Below are 18,254 nucleotides of genomic sequence, written 5' to 3'. Positions count from 1 at the left end.
GGCCGCAGCCGTCAGCCGAATGCCTGATCGATGATCTCGGCCTGCTCCACGGCATGAACCTTGCTCGACCCCGACGACGGCGCCGACATGGCGCGCCGCGAGATGCGCCGCAGCCCGCCGAGCAGATCGGGGAGCATCTCGGGCAGCCACAGGCCGAGGAACGGCCACGGCCCCTGGTTCGCCGGCTCCTCCTGGACCCACACGAAGTCGGTGGCGTTCGAGTACTGCTCGAGCGTCCGGGCCAGCCGACGGTAGGGGACCGGGTAGAGCTGCTCCACGCGGACCAGGGCGATGTCGTCGCGCCCGTCCTTCTCGCGGCGGGCCGCCAGCTCGTAGTAGAGCTTGCCGCTGACGAGCAGCACACGCTTCACCGCACCGCGGTCGCCGCTGTCGTGGGTGAACGACGGATCGTCGATCACCGACAGGAACTTGCCGTCGGTGAACTCCTCCACCGGGGAGACGGCGGCCTTGTTGCGCAGCATCGACTTGGGTGTGAACACGACCAGCGGACGGCTGATGCCGTCGTGGACGTGACGACGCAGCAGATGGAAGTAGCTCGCGGGCGTCGACGGCAGTGCCACCGTCATCGAACCCTCCGCGCACAGCTGGAGGAAACGCTCGATGCGGCCCGACGTGTGGTCGGGGCCTTGACCCTCGTGGCCGTGCGGCAGCAGCAGGACGACGTCGGACCGCTGCCCCCACTTGGCCTCGCCGGAACTGATGAACTCGTCGATGATCGACTGCGCACCGTTGACGAAGTCGCCGAACTGCGCCTCCCACATCACCAGCGCGTCGGGATTCGCGACGGCGTAGCCGTACTCGAAGCCCAGGACGCCGAACTCGCTCAACGGCGAGTCGTAGACGAGGAAACGGCCGGTGGCGTCCGGCAGGTGATTCAGCGGGGTGAACTCCGAACCGTTCTCACGGTCGATGAGCACCGAGTGGCGCTGGGTGAACGTGCCGCGACGCGAGTCCTGGCCCGACAGCCGGACCGTGCGACCCTCCTGCACGAGCGTGCCGAACGCCATGAGCTCGGCGAACGCCCAGTCGACATGGCCGTCGACCGGCATCTCGCGGCGACGCTTGAGGACCGGCTTCACACGCGGGTGCGGGGTGAAGCCCTCCGGGAGCGCGTTGAACGCCTCGCCGATCTCGATGAGCTTCTCCTGCGGCACCGCGGTGACCAGCTTGGTCTTGAGCTTCTGGTCGCCCTCCACCGACGGCGACGCCTCCGGCGTGAAGCGGTCGAGCTCCTTGACCTCGACGAACACCCGCTCCAGCTGGCCCTGGTAGTCGCGCAGCGCGTCCTCGGCCTCCTTGGTGGAGATGTCGCCGCGCCCGATCAGGGCCTCGGTGTAGCTCTTGCGGACGCTGCGGATGTTGTTGATGACGTCGTACATCGCCGGTTGGGTCATCGACGGATCGTCGCCCTCGTTGTGGCCCAGGCGCCGGTAGCAGACGAGGTCGATGACGACGTCGCGGTTGAACGCCTGGCGGTAGTCGACGGCCAACTTCGCGGCCCAGACGCACGCCTCGGGGTCGTCGCCGTTCACATGGAAGATCGGCGCGCCGATCATCTTGGCGATGTCGGTGCAGTACTGCGTGGAGCGCGAGTACTCGGGTGCCGTGGTGAAACCGACCTGGTTGTTCACCACGATGTGCACGGTGCCGCCCGTCCGGTATCCGTTCAGCATCGACATGTTGAGCGTCTCGGCGACCACGCCCTGCCCGGCGAACGCGGCGTCGCCGTGCAGCATGAGCGGGAGGACGGCGAACTGCTGGTCCTCGGAGAAGTTGTCCTGCTTGGCGCGGACGATGCCCTCGAGCACGGGGTCGACGGCCTCGAGATGGCTCGGGTTGGCGGTCAGCGAGACCGTGATCTCGTTGTCGCCGAACATCTGGTAGTACTTGCCCTCGGCACCGAGGTGGTACTTGACGTCGCCGGAGCCGTGCGACTCCGCGGAGCCCAGGTTGCCCTCGAACTCGGTGAAGATCTTCGAGTACGGCTTGCCGACGATGTTCGCCAGCACGTTGAGGCGGCCGCGGTGCGGCATGCCGATGACGACCTCGTCGAGGGCGTGCTCGGCGCCCTGGTCGAGGACCGCGTCCATCATCGGGATCACGGCCTCGGCGCCCTCCAGGGAGAAACGCTTCTGACCGACGTACTTGGTCGCCAGGAAGGTCTCGAAGGCCTCGGCGGCGTTGAGCTTGCTCAGGATGTACTTCTGCTCGGCCACCGACGGTTTGACGTGCTTGATCTCGACGCGATCCTGGAGCCAACGCTGCTGTTCCGGATCGAGGATGTGGGTGTACTCCACGCCGACGTGGCGGCAGTAGGCGTCGCGGAGCACCGCGAGCACGTCGCGGAGCTTCATCTCGGTCTTGCCGTGGAAACCGCCGACCTTGAACGTCCGATCGAGATCCCACAGCGTCAGGCCGTAGGTGAGGACGTCGAGATCCGGGTGGGCCACACGCGCCGCGGAGTCCATCATCAGCGGATCGGTGTCGGCCATCAGGTGGCCGCGGCTGCGGTACGCGGCGATCAGCTCCAGGACGCGAGTGGTCTTGTCGATGCCGCCGGCGGGGATGTCACGGCGCCAACGGACCGGCTCGTACGGGATCTGCAGCGAGACGAAGAGCTCGTCCCAGAAGTCGTCCTCGAGAAGCAGATTGTGGATGCGGCGCAGGAAGTCGCCCGACTCGGCACCCTGGATGATCCGGTGATCGTAGGTGGAGGTCAGCGTCATCAGCTTGCCGACGCCCATCTCGGCGATCTGCTCGTCGCTGGCGCCCTGGAACTCGGCCGGATACTCCATCGCGCCGGCGCCGATGATCGCGCCCTGCCCCTTCATGAGGCGGGGCACCGAGTGCACGGTGCCGATGGTTCCCGGGTTGGTCAGCGAGATGGTGACGCCCGAGAAGTCCTCGGCGCCGAGCTTTCCGTCCCGGGCGCGGCGGACGACGTCCTCGTAGGCGGCGACGAACTCGCCGAAGTTCATCGTCTCGCAGCCCTTGATGGCGGCGACGACGAGCGTGCGCTCGCCCTTCTTGCCCTGCAGGTCGATCGCGAGACCGAGATTCGTGTGGGCGGGCGTCACGACGTTCGGCTTGCCGTCGATGACGGCGAAGTGCCGGTTCATGGTCGGGAACGCCTTGACGGCCTGAACGATGGCGTAGCCGAGCAGGTGGGTGAAGCTCACCTTGCCGCCGCGCGTGCGGGCGAGGTGATTGTTGATGACCACGCGGTTGTCGATCATCAGCTTGGCCGGGATCGCGCGCACGCTCGTGGCGGTCGGCACCTCCAGGGAGGCGGCCATGTTCTTGACGATCGCCGCCGACGCGCCGCGGAGCACCGTGTTCTCATCGGCGGACGGGGTGTCGGAGGACTTCGCCGTCGACGCCGTGAGGCTGGTGCCGGAGGCCGCCTTGGTCGCCGCGGCCTCGCGTGCGGGCGCCGGCGGATGCGTGGCCGCCGTCGACGTGCGGGTCGGCTCGGTGTCGAGGGTGACGGCCTGCTTGGGCTTGGCGGGCGCGGAAGCTGTGGCTGCAGGCGGGGTGGCTGCGGGCGGGGTTGCTCCGGTGGGCGCGGACCCGTTCGACGCTCCGCCGCCGGCACCCGGCGTCCCGGTCGTCGCCGCGGCTCCGGTGTCGGCTGGGCGATAGTTCTTGAGAAGCTCGTGCCAGCTCGGATCGACTGATTCGGGGTTGGTCTGGAACCGCTGGTACATCTCCTCGACCAGCCATTCGTTCTGTCCGAAATCGGATTCGGAAATCGAACTGCTCACAGCGTTGTCTCGCCTCAATTCACCCAGGTCTGTCTTCGATCGTGTCGGCGGGCGGGCCGGGGTCTTGTGGACCCGACCACCTGCCATCCGTCGATGGTACGCGGCGTGCCGACGCTGTGTGCGATTCGCGACACAAGGCGCCTGACGCGGCGGGATAAGTGGTCAACATCACGCGGACGGCCGGCTCGGAGCCGCCGCTTCAGCGAGCCGCAGCGGCGGCGGGATCGTGATCGTCGGGCGACACCCCGGCGTCCCACAGGCGACGGTAGTGGCCGTCGGCGGCGAGAAGCTCCGCATGGGTGCCGATCTCGACGATCCGGCCGCCGTCGACGACGGCGATCACATCGGCGCGGGCGGCCGTCGCGAGTCGATGGGCGACGATCACGCTGGTTCGGCGGACCGCGACCGCGTCACCGGCCGCCAGCACCTGCGCCTCGGTGGCTTGATCGAGGGTCGCGGTGGCCTCGTCCAGAAGGATGAGGTCCGGTTCGACGAGTTCGGCGCGCGCGAGGGCGATGAGCTGGCGTTGACCGGACGACAGCCCGCGGCCGCGTTCGGCGACGGGGAACTCCATCCCCCCGGGCAACCCGGCGATGACTCCGGCGGCGCCGACCCGTCGCGCCGCGGCGGCGATCTCGTCGCGGCCGGCCCGCGGCCGCCCGTAGGCGATGTTCGACGCGACCGTCCCGGCGAACAGGTGCGGCTCCTGCGGCACCACGCCGAGCCGCCGCCGGTAATGCTGCAGATCGATCTCCCGCAGATCCGTGTCGTCCATGCGGACCGCTCCGGCCGTCGGATCGTAGAAGCGCGCCAGCAGCTTGACGATCGTCGACTTCCCGGCGCCCGTGGTGCCGACCAGGGCCAGCGACCCGCCCGCCGGAATCTCGAGATCGACGCCGCTGAGGGCGTCGATCGCGGCGCCCGCATAGCGGAAGTCGACGCCGTCGAGCGTTACCCGACCGTCGAATCCGGTCGGCCGCAGCGCGCCCGAGGCGCTCTCGACGAGAGAACTCGGGGTGGCGAGGAGATCGCGGATGCGCCGCAGGCCGACGGCGGCCTGCTGGTAGGCGTCGAAGACGGACGTCAACTGCTGGACCGGACCGAACAGCATGGCGAGGTAGAGGACGAAGGCGATCAGGGTTCCCGGCGAGAGCGCGCCGTCGGCGACGCGGGCGGCGCCCACGCCGAGGACGACCGCGGTCGCGACCTCCGAGCAGAAGGTGATGAACGGGAAGTACACGCTGATCGCGCGCTGCGAGTCCATTCGCGCGGAGACCCACGCGTCGCTGCGGGCGCCGAATTCGTCACGGGCCACCCCGATGTGGCCGTAGGCGCGGGTGGTCGCCAAGCCGGTGACGTTCTCCTGAAAGTCGGCGTTGACGGCCGACACGAGTTCGCGCGTGCGGGTGTAGGCGCGCGAACTGATGCGGCGGAACACGACGGTCGCGGCGACGACGATCGGGAGGACGGGGGCGATCAGCAGCCCGAGCTCCCAGTCGGTGACCAGCAGGGCCACCGACACCCCGCCGAGCGTCAGCACCGCGATGACCGCCACCGAGAGGCTGTTCTGGACGAACCCGGACAGGGCGTCGACGTCCGTGGTCATGCGGGTCATGATCCGGCCCGACAACTCGCGCTCGTAATAGTCGAGACCGAGACGTTGCAGGTGCGCGAAACTGCGGATCCGCAACGCGTACAGCACCCGTTCACCCGCCCGCGCGGCGGTGACGACGTTGAGTGCGCCGGCCAGACCGGCCAGGACCACGAGGGCGAGGCCGGTGAGCGTCGCGGTCCCGATCACGCCGGGGTCGTGCCGCGTCCCCGCGTCGAGGACCATCCGAGCCAGCGTCGGGAAGGCGAGACCGATCAGGGTGTCGACGGCGATGGTCGCGATCACCAGGGCGAGCAGGCCGCGGACCGGAGCGAGGGTCCGGGCGAGGCTGAACGCCCGTTCCTCGCGGCGCGCGGCCGCGACGTCGACGCGCGGCTCCTCGTCGGCGGGCGGCAGCGCGTCCACCGCGGCCCGGATCTCGGCGGTCGCGGGCATCGAGCCGAGCGCGCTGCCCGCCCGACCCCCGCCCGGTCCCGGACGGGGCGGGGCGCTCGTCGTGCGCCGCGCCCGGGGCTCCGGGGCGTCGACGCCGCCCGGCCACAGGGCGGCCACGGTGATGCCCTGCTGGGCGAGTTCACCGGCCGCGGCGGCATCCCGCTGTTCGACGGTGTCGGCGGGAGACATCAGCTCCCGGAAACGGGGACTGCGGGCGGACAGCTCGTCGACGGTGCCGACGTCGACGATGCGTCCGCCGTCGAGCACCGCGACGCGATCGGCGATGGCGAGTGTGGAACTCCGGTGCGCGAGCACCAGCATGGTGGTCCCCAGCGACCGCAGGCCGCCCAGGATGCGGTGTTCGGTCGCCGCATCGACCGCGGAGGTGGCGTCGTCGAGGACCAGGACGCGGGGACGCTGATGCAGCGCGCGGGCGAGTGCGACGCGCTGGCGCTGACCGCCGGACAGGGTCAGCCCGCGTTCGCCGACCGCGCTGAGATAGCCGTCGGGCAGATCGGCGGCGAAATCGGCGGCGGCGGCGCGGGCGGCGTCGCGCAGGTGCTCGTCGACCACACCCGACGGCGGTCGGGGACCGAGGCCGATGTTCGCCGCGATGGTGTCCGAGTAGAGGAAGGGTTCGTCGAAGGCGATCGCCACCGCGGCGCTCAGCCGGTCCGGGTGCACGGCGGTGACCTCGGTCCGGCCGCCATCGGCCGAGGTGAGGGCGACGCTTCCGGAGTCGGGCCGATAGGCGCCGCCGACGAGTTCGGCGAGAGTCGACTTCCCCGATCCGGGGCCGCCCACCACGGCGACGCACTCCCCGGGGGCCACGCTGAGATCGAGACCGTCGAGCACGGCGCGACCGTCGTGAGCGACGCCGACGCCCGTGAACGCGAGTCCGAGCGGACCGTCCGGCACCGTGCCGACGGCGTCGAAGGCGGCATCGCGCGGGTGATCGATGACGTCGTACACGCGCGTCACCGCCGACGCGGCGAGCTGTGCGTTCACGATGAGGTTCGTGAGGATCCGTGCCAGACCCGTCATCGTCGCCAGGTAGGTCGAGAAGGCCAGGAAGGTGCCCGGGGTGATCGATCCGCGGTACACCAGGTAACCGCCGAGGCCGATGACGGCGACCATCGCGAGCTGCGGCGCCTGCGAGATCAGCGGCATGAACCGAGCGTTGATCCGCGCTGCGCGCAGCTTGTGACGGTACAGGGTGGCCCCCAGGTCGACGAGCTCATCGGTGGCGCGGCGCTCCTGGCCGAAGCCCTTCACCACGCGGACCCCGGTGACCGACTCCTCGACGTGACCGGCGACCTCCGCCGCCGACTGCTGAGCCGACCACGTCGCTGCGAACATCCGCCTGCGCGACCGGTAGACGATGCCGACGATCACCGGGACCACCAGAATCGCGACGACCGTCAGCATCGGCGACAGCCAGGCCATGAGGACCAGTGACAGCGCCACCTGCACGCCGCCGCCCAGCGACAGCGGAGCCATGGCCAGCAGCCCCTGGACCACCTGGAGGTCGGAGATCGACCGCGAGACGACCTGCCCGGTGCGGATGATGTCGCGGGAGGGACCGTCGACGTGATGCAGGGTGTCGAGCAGTTGCCTGCGCAGGCCGTCCTGAACCGTGATCGACATGCGGCCCGCCGTCATCCGCCTTCCGTATTGGCACCCGTAGCGGATCACCGCGCCGACCAGCAGGGCGGCGATCACCGCGCCCAGGGGCCACCCGACTCCGTGACCGGTCGCGGTGTCGACGGCCGCCTTGGTCAGCAGGGGTGCGACGAGGTCGACGGCCACGGCTCCGAGCGTGACGACGATCATCGTGATCGCCAGGCGTCGTCGTCGGAGACACTCGGCGACCAGGCGCCGCACCCAGCCGTCGGTGACGGGTCGGCTCATTCGGTCACGCCGCGGGCGTCGGAGATCACCTCGCCGTCGACGTCCCAGAAACGGGGCGGCGGACCGAACGCGCGCCGGGCGTTCCGCAGGACGGCCGTGCCCAGCACCCGGTTGCCTCCGCCGCCGATGACGGCGCCGATCCCGCCGGGAATCAACTTGCCGGCCACCACCGGCGCCTTGCGGAGTGCGAACTTCTTCACGAACCGGTTGCCGAGCGTGCGGTTGATCGTGGCGACGTTGAGTCCGGGCACCCCGAGGGACGCCAGCGCGTCACCGGACCGCGAGCCGATGGCCTTGCCGATGATGAGGGTGCCCTCCTCGCCGAGGGCGACGGCCATGACGAGGGCCTTCCGTCGTTCGGTGTCGTGCGGTGAGATGCCGTGGACCTCCGCGACGGCGAGGGCGAGCAACGCGGACGCCTCGATGAAGACCGCCGACTCCGCGGTCAACGCGCCCAGGGCGGTGACCGTGCCGACGCCGGGGACGGCGGCCGCGGCGCCCACCGCGGCTCCCGACGCGGTCACCGACGTCAGGTACTGGCGTTCGAGCCTGCGGATGATCTGTTCGGGGGCCTCGCCGGGATGCTTGGCGCGCAGTCGGGCGATATACCTGGCGACGGCCGGGCGCTGCAGACGCTGCGCGCGGTCGAGCAGTGCCCCGAGGACGACCGGGGTCGATGTGCCTGCGGTCTCGCCGGTGCGTGCGACGTCCGACTCGTGCGGCGAACTCATCTGGTGTCCTCCTACCTCGACGCGATGCGTCCACAGTAGGCGCAGACTCCGACGAACCACCGGTTCGGGCGCCTGCGCCGGGATGTCGGAGGGGGCTCGTACGATCGTGATCGACAGTCGGCGGACGGTGCCGACGAAGTGAGAGTCGAGGCGAGGAGTCCCGATGACAGGCGAGGCGCAGGCGCAGACCGAGGGCGCTGTCGGCGACGTCGGCCACGTCGCCGTCGACGACGCGGCCGCCGAGCCCTTGTCGCTGTTTCCGATCGAGTCGACACCGCCCGCTGACCCGGCCGCCGACCGGACGGTCACCTTCCTGCACACTGCCGACTGGCAGCTCGGCATGACGCGACACTTCCTGAGCGGCGAGGCTCAGCACACCTACGCGGCCGCCCGCGAGGACGCGGTGTCCCGCATCGGACGGGTCGCGGCGTCGACGGGCGCCGAGTTCGTCGTCGTGTGCGGTGACGTGTTCGACGATCCACGGGTGTCGACGCGGACCATCCGCCGGACGCTCGACGCGCTCGGCGACTATCCGGTTCCCGTGTATCTGCTGCCCGGCAACCACGATCCGCTCGATGCGACGAGCGTGTACTCCTCCGCGGAGTTCACCCGCGCCTGCCCGGACAATGTGGTGGTCCTCGACACTGCGGGTGCGGTCCGGGTCCGCGACGGCGTGACGCTGATCGCGGCGCCGTGGACCACCAAGCGTCCCCTGCACGATCTGGTGACCGAGCAGATCCGGGCGTTGGCGCCGAGCGACGACATCCGCGTCGTCGTCGGACACGGCGGTCTGGACTCGCTGACGCCCGACGACGACCCGTCGATCCTGTCGACGGCCGCGATCGACGCGGCGGTCGCCGATCAACTCGTCGACTACGTCGCCCTCGGCGATCGGCACTCGGTCACCTCCGTCGGCGGGTCGGGCCGCGTCTGGTATTCCGGCGCCCCCGAGGTCACCGCGTTCGACCACGTCGAGACCGATCCCGGACACGTCCTGGAGGTGACGCTCACCCGCGGTGCGCAGTCCTCCGTCGACGTGACCCGGCACCGGGTGGGGCAGTGGGCGTTCCGGACGATCCGAGAGGACGTCGACTCGGCCGCCGACGTCGAGCGCCTGGCGACCCTGCTCGGGCGGATCGACGACAAGCCGCGCACCGTCGTGCAGCTGGGCCTGACGGGGACCGTGACGGTCGCCGAGCACGTGGCGCTCGGTGACGTGATCGACGAGTTCGGCGACCGCTTCGCCGCGCTCACGGTGTGGGAACGCCACCACGATCTGACCGTGGTGGCCGACCCTGCGGACGTCGACGTCTTGGACCTGCAGGGCTATGCCGCCGACACCGCCGGCGACCTCGTCGAGCGTGCCGCGTCCGCCGATCCCGAGGAGGCGGCGGCGGCGCGGTCGGCACTGGCCCTGCTGCACCGGCTGGCGGGGGCCGGCCGATGAGACTGCACCGACTGGGGGTCCGCGACTTCCGCGGAATCACCGACCGCGAGGTCGAGTTCGCCGACCGCGGTGTCACGGTCATCGAGGGAGAGAACGAAGCGGGTAAGTCGTCGATGGTGGAGGCCTTCGACCTGCTGCTCTCGGTGCGGGCCGACAGCAAGGCCAAGCAGGTCCGCGCGGTGCAGCCGGCGGGCCGCGACGTCGGGACCCGGGTGTGGGCGGAGATCTCCTGCGGTCCCTGGCGTTTCGAATACGGCAAATGCTTCAACAGGAGTCCGGAGACCACGCTCACGATCACCGAACCGGTCGCCGAGCAGTTGACCGGGCGCGCGGCGCACGAGCGCGTGGAGGCGATCCTGGCGCAGTCGCTCGACCGGACGCTGTTCACCGCCCTGCGCCTGCTGCAGTCCGGCGATCCCGTGCTCGGAGACCTGACCGACAGTGCGGCACTCTCGCGTGCCCTCGACCGGGTGGCGGGCGAAACCGAATCCGACGGCGGGGAGACCCCGGAGACCCAGAATCTGGTCGCGGCGGTCGCCGCGGAGTACGACAGGTATTTCACACGGGCGCACGGGAAGCCGGCTCGAGAACTCGCACAGGCCATCGCCGCCGCCCGCCAGACGCGGGAGGCGGTCGCCGAGCGGCAGGCGATCCTCGACACGGTGGCCGACGCCGCCGACCGGTTGCCCCGCGTCGTCGAGACCGTGCGGCAGCTCATCGACACCGAACGCACCGGGCAGGTCGAGCTCGCCACGGCCGGCGCGGCCCTCGCCGAGGCCGAGAGCATCGGCGAACAGGCGACCGCCGCGGCCGCCGTCGTGGAATCCAAACAGTTGGCCGCATCGGCGGCCCGGGAGGCCGTCGCGGCGCGCGGTCGTCGCCGTGAGCGTCTGGACCGGCTCCGCGCCGAGGTCGCCGAGAACGCCGACCAGATCCGGGAGGCGACGTCCGCGGCCGAACGTGCGACCGCAGCCGCCGCCGAACTGGACTCCCGTCTCGCGGAGGCGCGGACCCGGTGGGACGCGATGCGCGCGGAGGTGGCGGCGGCCGAGGCCGAGGCGGCGGTCGCCGCCGATCGCGAGCAGTGCGCACGCCTCGAGGGAGTCCTCACCGAGGTCGACCGTCTCGGTGCCGAGAGGGCGACGGCGCGGGAGGTCGTCGAGCGGAGTCGCGTCGACGATCAGGACGTTCGAGCGGCCGCCGACCTGTCCAAGTCGATCACCACGGCGTCCGCGCGAGTGGAGGCGGCGGCCGCCATCGTGTCGGTGACGCGGCTCGGTGACGGCGAGGTCGTGGTCGACGGCGAATCGGTCGTCGACTCGGCCGAGGTGGCCGCGTCGCAGCGGACGGTCGTCGAGGTGCCGGGCGCCGTCCGGGTCGAGGTCGCACCGGGCGGTGACTCCGCCGATCTGGCGGACCGGCTCGCCGCACTGCGCGGACGGGCCGAGGCGTTGGCGGACCGCTGCGGGGTCGAGAGCATCGACGAGATCGCCGCGGTGGCGCAACGACGCGCGGAGGCGGCGACGCGGGCTGCGGATCTCGATCGGGCGATCGCTCGCGAGCTGGCCGGGGCCACGCGTGCGGACGTGGCGGCACGTCGTGACGAGATCGCGGCACGACTGCCCGAGGGCGGTGCCGCGAAGGATCAAGCCGCGGCGCCGGCCGTCGACCTGGCTGCGATGCGGGCGGCGGAGCGGGAGGCGGCCGACGCCGTGACGCGTGTCGAACGCGACCGGGAGGCGCAGTTGGCTGCCGCACGGGAGCAGACGGCCCGGGCCGGCACGCTGGAGGCGGCCGGACACCGGACGGCCGAGGAGGCCGCGAACCTCGAAGCCGATCTGGTCGAGGAGACGGCGGTGACGACCGACGAGGCATTGGTGGCACGGGTCGATCGGTGCGATGCGGCGCTGGCGGCCGCGCAGGAGACGTTGACGACTGTGCGGGCGCGGCTGCAGGGGATCGATCCCGCTCGGCTCCGGGCCGATGTGGATCAGTGCGAGGCCGCGCAGCAGCGGGTGCGCGACCAGTTGGCGGCAGCGAAGACCGAGCGCACTGAATTGGCGACGCGGTTGGAGATCTGCCGCACCGACGGCCGACTCGACGAGCTCTCGGACGCCGTCGCGGCCGACGACGCGGCCCAGGCTCAGCTGCGGCGTGTCTCGGAGCGGGCTGCCGGCGCGCGGCTGCTCCACGAGACGCTGCAGCGGAAGCGCAATGAGAGCCGTGCGCAGCATGTCGGTCCGTTCGCCCGGCGTCTCGAAGAGCTGGCGGCACCGGTGTTCGGCACCGGTGTCCGGTTTCGGGTGGCCGATGACTTCACCATCGCGACCCGGACCCTCGACGGCGTCACCGTCGATGTCGAGGCGCTGTCGGGTGGTGCTCGTGAGCAACTGGGACTGCTGGCCCGGCTGGCCTGCGCGACCCTCGTCGACGCCGCGGACGGTGCTCCGGTGATTCTCGACGATGCGCTGGGGTACACCGATCCGCAGCGTCTCGCATCGATGGCGCGTGTGCTCGGAGATTCCGGGGCACAGGCGCAGATCATCATCTTGACGTGCACGCCCGACCGCTACCGGGATGTCGAGGGCGCGAGACTGATCGCCGTGTGACGGCGCCGTGACCCCCGGTGTTGGGCGCGCGGGGGCGTGTGCGCTAATGTTGCTCTCGCCCAACGAGCCCCCCTAGCTCAGGGGATAGAGCGTCTGCCTCCGGAGCAGAAGGTCGCAGGTTCGAATCCTGCGGGGGGCACAGCATTCCCCCTGATCGAGCGTTCAGCTCAGGTCAGGGGGTTTCTCTGTGTTCGCCTACGTCATGTTCGTCTCCGTCACGTTCGCCTGCGTCATCAGGGTCGCGGTGGGATCGGCCGGATCCGGCGGCGTTCGAGAACGGTCTCGTCGGGGGTCGTGAAGCCGAAGCGGCGATACAGACCGTGGGCGTCGTCGGTGTGCAGCAGCCAGCGGAAGTGGGCGCCCGGGCCACGCTCGATCATCTCGTCGACCAGCCTCTTGCCGATGCCGTGGCCGCGTGCCGAAGGGACCACGAAGACGTCCGACAGGTAGGCGACGGTGACGCCGTCGGAGATCGCCCGGGCGAAGGCGACGAACTCGCCGGTCGCGGTGTCGACCGCCCCCACGACCCGCCAGGAGCCGGCGATCGCGTCGCGGATGTCGGTGACGCTGCGCCACCGACCCCAGTACGCGTGCTCGGACAGGAACGCGATGATCGTCGGCATGTCGAGTCTGGTGCGGTCGTCGAAGAACTCGAAACGATCGTCGACGACCGGGGGACGGGGAACGCCGGAAGAAGGACGGGAGCTCATGGGGCGATTATCGCCCCATGAGCTCCCGTGCGGTGCAGGTCCGGCGTCAGCGGACCGGCTGGCCCTCGTGCGTCGACGGGGCGGCGCCCGAGGCCGCCGGCAGCGGCGCGAGATACCGTTCCCGCGAATCGTCGAGCTCGTCGAGCCACGGCGTGTGATGCACGGTCGAGACCGTGCCGGTCATCACCGAGCGGTACGCCTTGTCGCGGTACGTGAGGATGTCGTCCTTCTTGTCACGCTTCCACGCCAGGAACACCTCGACCACCTCGTCGAGGTCGAACATCGGATAGTCCGTCTGCTCGATCAGATCGCGGATGTAATCGGCCTGGAATCGGACGGCGGCATCGTCGTCCTCGACCGCGCTGTAACGGTCGAGCCATTCGGTGATGCTCGCCGCACGCTCGGCTTCCGACGGCAGATCCACGCGACCGAGGATCACGTCCCGGACGAACCACGCCTGCGCGTCGAACATGTTGAACGTGAACCACTGGTCCTGGGCACCCAGGTAGTGCAGGCGCGGATTGCCCTGCCACGTCACACCGCGGTACAGGCCCGTCGGGTACAGGTTGTTCGGTGAGACGATCCGCATCTCCTGGGGGAGGAACGGATAGTGGTGCAGGTAGCCGGTGCACAAGATGACGGCGTCGAACTCGCGAGACGTCCCATCGACGAATGTCGCGACATCGCCGTCGATGTGGTCGACCTGAGGCTTCTCGTCGACCCCGTTCGGCCAGCCGAAGCCCTGGGGGCCGGAGCGGTAGCTCATCGTCACCTGACGGGCGCCCATCTTGTGCGACTGGATGCCGATGTCTTCGGCGGAGTACGAGCCGCCGATGAGCAGCAGCCGCTGGCCCGCGAAACGCTCGGCGCCCCGGAACTCGTGCGCGTGGATGACCTCGCCGGGGAAGGTCTCGATACCGGGCAGATCGGGGACATTCGGGAACGAGAAGTGCCCCGTCGCCACGATCACCTGGTCGAAGACCTCGGTGGACGTCAGCTTGTTCTTGACGTCGTCGACGGTCAGGGTGAACGACTCGGTGCTCTCGTCGTACTCGACCCAACGGACCACGTGGGCGAAACGCACCAGATCTTTCACGCCCGATCCGGCGGCACGACCATCGATGTAATCCCACAGGACTTCACGCGGGGGATACGACGAGATCGGCCGGCCGAAATGCTCATCGAATGTGTACTCGGCGAATTCGAGAGCTTCCTTCGGGCCGTTCGACCAGAGATTTCGATACATGCTCGAATGGACGGGCTCACCGTAATGATCGGTGCCGGTGCGCCAGGTGAAGTTCCACTGGCCACCCCAATCGTCCTGCTTCTCGTAGCAGACGATCTCGGGAATGTCCGTCCCTGTGCGCTGGGCCGACGTGAATGCGCGCAAGGCGGCCATTCCGCTCGGCCCGGCGCCGATGATCGCGACCCTCTTATTCAGTTTGTTCGACATCTTCTACCTTTCCAACCCACGGATCTCTCTGCGGGATGTCGCGGTGAAATCAGTGTGGATTTCGGTCGGCGTGACGCTGCGAGTCGAGCCCGTGCGTGCCGCTGATCCGCACCAACGATCGAGTATCTCCGCGCGAGTGTCAAATGCCGGAATGGTCGATATTTCACCGGTGTATACTGACCTGTTCCGGCCGGTCGGCGTCGAGAACCGCGCGGGCGCGGGCGGCCGACTACCCTTGGCTGCATGACTTCCGAGCCCGTCTCCGCGCCGCATTCACGCACGATCGATCGAGACACCGTGCTGTGCGTCTCGCTGGCCGCACGGCCGTCGAACATCGGCACGCGCTTCCACAATCACCTGTACAACCAGCTCGGCCTGAACTACGTCTACAAGGCGTTCGCGCCCACCGATCTCGCCGATGCGGTCGCGGGGATCCGGGGACTCCCGATCCGCGGGGCCGCGGTGTCGATGCCGTACAAGGAGGCGGTGATCGACCTGGTCGACGTCATGGAGCCGTCGGCGTCGGCGATCGACTCGGTGAACACCGTCGTCAACGACCAGGGGGTGCTGCACGCCTACAACACCGACTATCAGGCGGTGGCCGACCTGCTCGCGGCGTCGTCGTTCGACCGGGCCGCACCGGCCGCGATCGCGGGCAGCGGCGGCATGGCCAAAGCAGTCGTGGCAGCGCTGCGCGACACCGGCTTCACGGACGTGACGATCGTCGCCCGCAACGGTGAGACGGGGTCGGCGTTGGCCGAGCGGTACGGATTCCGGCATCTCGCCGACCTCGGCGACGCGCGCCCGGTCACCCTGCTCAATGCGACACCCGTCGGCATGACCGGCGGCGAGGACGAGAGCGAGATGCCGTTCGCTCCCGAGGTCGTCGCCGCGGCCTCGGGTTGTCTCGACGTGGTCGCGATGCCGCCGGACACTCCGATGGTGCGGGTACTGCGTGCGCGAGGGTGCGAGGTGATCAGCGGCGACGCCGTGATCGCGGGTCAGGCGGCCGCGCAGTTCGCCCTGTACACGGGGGTGACTCCGACGCCGGAGCAGATTCGAGCGGCATCGGAGTACTCGCGGTCGAGCGATACGGCGGCCCGATCGTGACGGCGGCCGGAAATGCGGAGATCGGGGTCGCGGATGTGAAGGTGCTCGCCTTCGACACGTTCGGCACGGTCGCCGACTGGCATACCGGTGTGAGCTCGACGCTGGCGCAGGTGTTTCCGGCGCTGGACGCGTCGCGGCTCGCCCGAGACTGGCGACGGTGTTACGGGCCGGCGTTGGCCGAGGTGGAGTCGGGGGAGCGACCGTTCACCGTGCTCGACGATCTCCACCGCATCACGCTCGATGGGCTCCTGCGTTCGGAGTACGGGGTCGTGGCGACCGCGAACCAGCTCGACGAGGCGGTCCGCGCCTGGCACGTGCTTCCCGGGTGGCCGGACTCGTCGGCGGGACTTCATCGACTCAAATCGAAGTACACCATCGCAGCCCTGAGCAACGGGCACGTCTCGCTCCTCACGGCGATGGCCGAGTCCGCCGACCTCCCGTGGGACGTCATCGGCGGCGCCGACCTGTGGGGGCACTACAAGCCTTCCGCGGAGGTCTATCTCGGGATCGCCCGGCTCACGGGCGTCGCTCCGCACGAGGTGATGATGGTCGCCACGCATGCCGCCGATCTCGCGGCGGCACGCAGTCACGGGCTGAAGACCGCGTATGTCGCCCGGCCGCGCGAGTGGGGCCCGGAACCGAAGGTGGAGGAACCCGACCCCGACGACGCCTTCTTCGTTCGCGGCATCGACGAGTTGGCGACGCTGCTCGACTGCTGACCGACCGACGCCGCCCGGCACGCAGATCCGATTGTCGCGATCGGCGGGCGGGCCAATAGGATGGGGACCCGTGACTCCCACCGAACTCGCTGCCCTGCTCCGCGCTGCGACGCAGAAGGTCTTCGCGGCCCACGACCTGGACGCCTCCGTGATTCCCGAGAGCATCGTCGTGGAGCGTCCGCGCAGCCCCGAGCACGGCGACTATGCGACCAACGTCGCTCTCCAGCTCGGCAAACGGGCGGGAGTCAATCCGCGTGAGCTGGCGACGTGGCTGGCCCGGGAGTTCGCGGCCGACGCGGGAATCGACTCCGCGGAGGTCGCGGGGCCGGGGTTCGTGAATCTGCGGCTGGCGGCTGCGGCCCAGAATCAGACCGTCGCGACCGTCCTCGATCAGCGTGAGACGTACGGGACCGGCGACGAACTGTCGGCGATGCACGTGAACCTGGAGTTCGTCTCGGCGAACCCCACCGGACCGATTCATCTGGGCGGAACCCGCTGGGCCGCTGTCGGCGACGCTCTCGGCCGCGTGCTGTCGGCGCGCGGCGCCACGGTGACCAGGGAGTATTACTTCAACGACCACGGTGAGCAGATCAACCGGTTCGCCGACTCGTTGATCGCGGCGGCGACCGGCGACCCGACACCCGACAACGGGTACGCGGGCGCGTACATCGACGAGATCGCCGCGAACGTCGTCGCCGCGGCGCCGGGCGTCCTCGACCTCCCCGGCGAGGAGGCCCGCGAGGTGTTCCGGGCCGAGGGCGTGGAGTTGATGTTCGCCCACATCAAACAGACGTTGCACGAGTTCGGCACCGACTTCGACGTCTACACCCACGAGAACTCGATGTTCGACCGCGGTCTCGTCGACGAGGTGATCGCCGAACTCACCGAGTCCGGCAACCTGTACGAGGCCGACGGCGCATGGTGGCTGCGCTCGACGGCCTACGGCGACGACAAGGATCGCGTGGTGATCAAGAGCGACGGGAACCACGCCTACATCGCCGGTGACATCGCCTATCTCCGGGACAAGCATCAGCGCGGTGCGAACCACCTCATCTACATGCTCGGCGCCGACCACCACGGGTACGTGGTGCGGCTCAAGGCGGCCGCCGCCGCACTGGGGTACGACGCCGACGCGGTGGAGGTCCTCATCGGTCAGATGGTCAATCTGGTGAAGGACGGCAGCCCCGTCCGGATGTCGAAGCGCGCCGGCACCGTGATCACCCTCGACGATCTGGTGGAGGCGGTCGGCGTGGACGCCGCACGCTACGCGCTCATCCGCTCGTCGATCGACGTCAACATCGACATCGACCTCGACCTGCTGCGGAAGCAGTCGTCCGACAACCCCGTGTACTACGTCCAGTACGCGCACGCCCGGCTGTCGGCACTGGCGCGTTCGGCCGCCGACCTCGGACTGTCGGCGAGCACCGACCATCTCGACCTGCTCGACGATGAGTCCGAAGGCGATCTGATCCGTACGATCGGCGACTTCGGCGAGGTCGTCTCGACGGCGGCCGAGCTGCGCGAGCCGCATCGGGTGAGCCGCTACCTGGAGTCGCTCGCCGGCGCCTACCACCGCTTCTACGCGCGGTGCCGGGTGCTGCCGCAGGGCGACGAGGAGCCCGGCGACGTGCACCGTGCACGGTTGGCCCTGTGCGACGCGACCCGTCAGGTGCTGGCCAACGGTCTGGAACTGGTCGGCGTCTCGGCGCCGACCCGGATGTGATGCAGGAGC

General features: G+C 69.8%; 10 protein-coding genes, 1 tRNA gene and 2 pseudogenes. 7 read left to right on the top strand and 6 right to left on the bottom strand.

Annotated elements, in window-relative coordinates; translation table 11 throughout:
• Positions 1–11 precede the first annotated feature (11 nt).
• The 4 genes and pseudogenes from G528_RS0111910 to G528_RS17365 all read right to left on the bottom strand — a co-directional run bounded on the left by G528_RS0111910 (position 12) and on the right by G528_RS17365 (position 8,474).
• Positions 12–3,785, bottom strand: coding sequence for a multifunctional oxoglutarate decarboxylase/oxoglutarate dehydrogenase thiamine pyrophosphate-binding subunit/dihydrolipoyllysine-residue succinyltransferase subunit (locus G528_RS0111910; protein WP_026919167.1), 3,774 nt, complete (start codon positions 3,783–3,785; stop codon positions 12–14).
• Positions 3,786–3,984: 199 nt separating this feature from the next.
• Positions 3,985–4,170 (bottom strand): annotated as a pseudogene (locus G528_RS18955) (hypothetical protein); the annotation flags it as partial.
• 81 nt (positions 4,171–4,251) lie between these two features.
• Positions 4,252–7,665, bottom strand: a pseudogene (locus G528_RS0111905) (ABC transporter ATP-binding protein); the annotation flags it as partial.
• Positions 7,666–7,739: 74 nt separating this feature from the next.
• Complete coding sequence (locus G528_RS17365) at positions 7,740–8,474, bottom strand: hypothetical protein (RefSeq protein WP_245569755.1); 735 nt, start codon at positions 8,472–8,474, stop codon at positions 7,740–7,742.
• A 163-nt stretch (positions 8,475–8,637) separates the two neighbouring features.
• Here G528_RS17365 and G528_RS0111895 point away from each other — a divergent pair, with 163 nt between their 5' ends.
• The 3 genes from G528_RS0111895 to G528_RS0111885 all read left to right on the top strand — a co-directional run bounded on the left by G528_RS0111895 (position 8,638) and on the right by G528_RS0111885 (position 12,669).
• Positions 8,638–9,921 carry a metallophosphoesterase family protein gene (locus G528_RS0111895; protein WP_084638177.1) on the top strand — a complete coding sequence of 428 codons (1,284 nt, stop codon included), beginning with the start codon at positions 8,638–8,640 and terminating at the stop codon, positions 9,919–9,921.
• Complete coding sequence (locus G528_RS0111890; protein ID WP_035719897.1) at positions 9,918–12,530, top strand: AAA family ATPase; 2,613 nt, start codon at positions 9,918–9,920, stop codon at positions 12,528–12,530. Before G528_RS0111895 ends, G528_RS0111890 begins: the two co-directional genes overlap by 4 nt.
• Before the next feature lie 66 nt (positions 12,531–12,596).
• Positions 12,597–12,669: transfer RNA gene (locus G528_RS0111885), tRNA-Arg, on the top strand.
• Positions 12,670–12,763: 94 nt separating this feature from the next.
• Here G528_RS0111885 and G528_RS17360 read toward each other — a convergent pair.
• On the bottom strand, positions 12,764–13,240 hold the full coding sequence (locus tag G528_RS17360; RefSeq protein WP_084638176.1) for a GNAT family N-acetyltransferase: 477 nt from the start codon (positions 13,238–13,240) through the stop codon (positions 12,764–12,766).
• A gap of 46 nt (positions 13,241–13,286) precedes the next feature.
• Complete coding sequence (locus G528_RS0111875) at positions 13,287–14,693, bottom strand: NAD(P)-binding domain-containing protein (protein ID WP_026919163.1); 1,407 nt, start codon at positions 14,691–14,693, stop codon at positions 13,287–13,289.
• On the opposite strand from G528_RS0111875, the gene G528_RS18655 reads away from it, so the two are divergent.
• The 4 genes from G528_RS18655 to argS all read left to right on the top strand — a co-directional run bounded on the left by G528_RS18655 (position 14,590) and on the right by argS (position 18,245).
• The gene (locus tag G528_RS18655; protein WP_169515267.1) at positions 14,590–14,940 is read left to right on the top strand and encodes a hypothetical protein; all 351 of its coding nucleotides are present in this window, start codon (positions 14,590–14,592) and stop codon (positions 14,938–14,940) included. The two genes, G528_RS0111875 and G528_RS18655, sit on opposite strands and share 104 nt — an antisense overlap.
• On the top strand, positions 14,937–15,803 hold the full coding sequence (locus G528_RS0111870) for a shikimate 5-dehydrogenase (protein WP_051198744.1): 867 nt from the start codon (positions 14,937–14,939) through the stop codon (positions 15,801–15,803). The genes G528_RS18655 and G528_RS0111870 overlap by 4 nt, the downstream gene beginning before the upstream one ends.
• Positions 15,800–16,522, top strand: a complete 723-nt coding sequence (locus tag G528_RS0111865; RefSeq protein WP_245569754.1) for a haloacid dehalogenase type II — start codon at positions 15,800–15,802, stop codon at positions 16,520–16,522. Before G528_RS0111870 ends, G528_RS0111865 begins: the two co-directional genes overlap by 4 nt.
• Positions 16,523–16,592: 70 nt before the next feature.
• Positions 16,593–18,245, top strand: coding sequence for an arginine--tRNA ligase (gene argS, locus G528_RS0111860; RefSeq protein WP_026919160.1), 1,653 nt, complete (start codon positions 16,593–16,595; stop codon positions 18,243–18,245).
• Positions 18,246–18,254: the final 9 nt, after the last annotated feature.

This window comes from Gordonia shandongensis DSM 45094 (assembly GCF_000423025.1).
In the GTDB taxonomy this organism is placed as follows: domain Bacteria; phylum Actinomycetota; class Actinomycetes; order Mycobacteriales; family Mycobacteriaceae; genus Gordonia; species Gordonia shandongensis.
The sequence above is the reverse complement of the archived record's forward strand: the minus strand, read 5'-3'. Positions and strand labels throughout refer to the sequence as shown.

Excerpts from the sequence above, each read along its gene's own strand:
- G528_RS18655 (WP_169515267.1), top strand. The coding sequence starts at position 14,590 with ATGTCCGTCCCTGTGCGCTGGGCCGACGTGAATGCGCGCAAGGCGGCC.
- G528_RS0111890 (WP_035719897.1), top strand. The coding sequence starts at position 9,918 with ATGAGACTGCACCGACTGGGGGTCCGCGACTTCCGCGGAATCACCGAC.
- G528_RS0111875 (WP_026919163.1), bottom strand. The coding sequence starts at position 14,693 with ATGTCGAACAAACTGAATAAGAGGGTCGCGATCATCGGCGCCGGGCCG.
- G528_RS17360 (WP_084638176.1), bottom strand. The coding sequence starts at position 13,240 with ATGAGCTCCCGTCCTTCTTCCGGCGTTCCCCGTCCCCCGGTCGTCGAC.
- G528_RS0111895 (WP_084638177.1), top strand. The coding sequence starts at position 8,638 with ATGACAGGCGAGGCGCAGGCGCAGACCGAGGGCGCTGTCGGCGACGTC.
- G528_RS0111870 (WP_051198744.1), top strand. The coding sequence starts at position 14,937 with ATGACTTCCGAGCCCGTCTCCGCGCCGCATTCACGCACGATCGATCGA.
- G528_RS17365 (WP_245569755.1), bottom strand. The coding sequence starts at position 8,474 with ATGAGTTCGCCGCACGAGTCGGACGTCGCACGCACCGGCGAGACCGCA.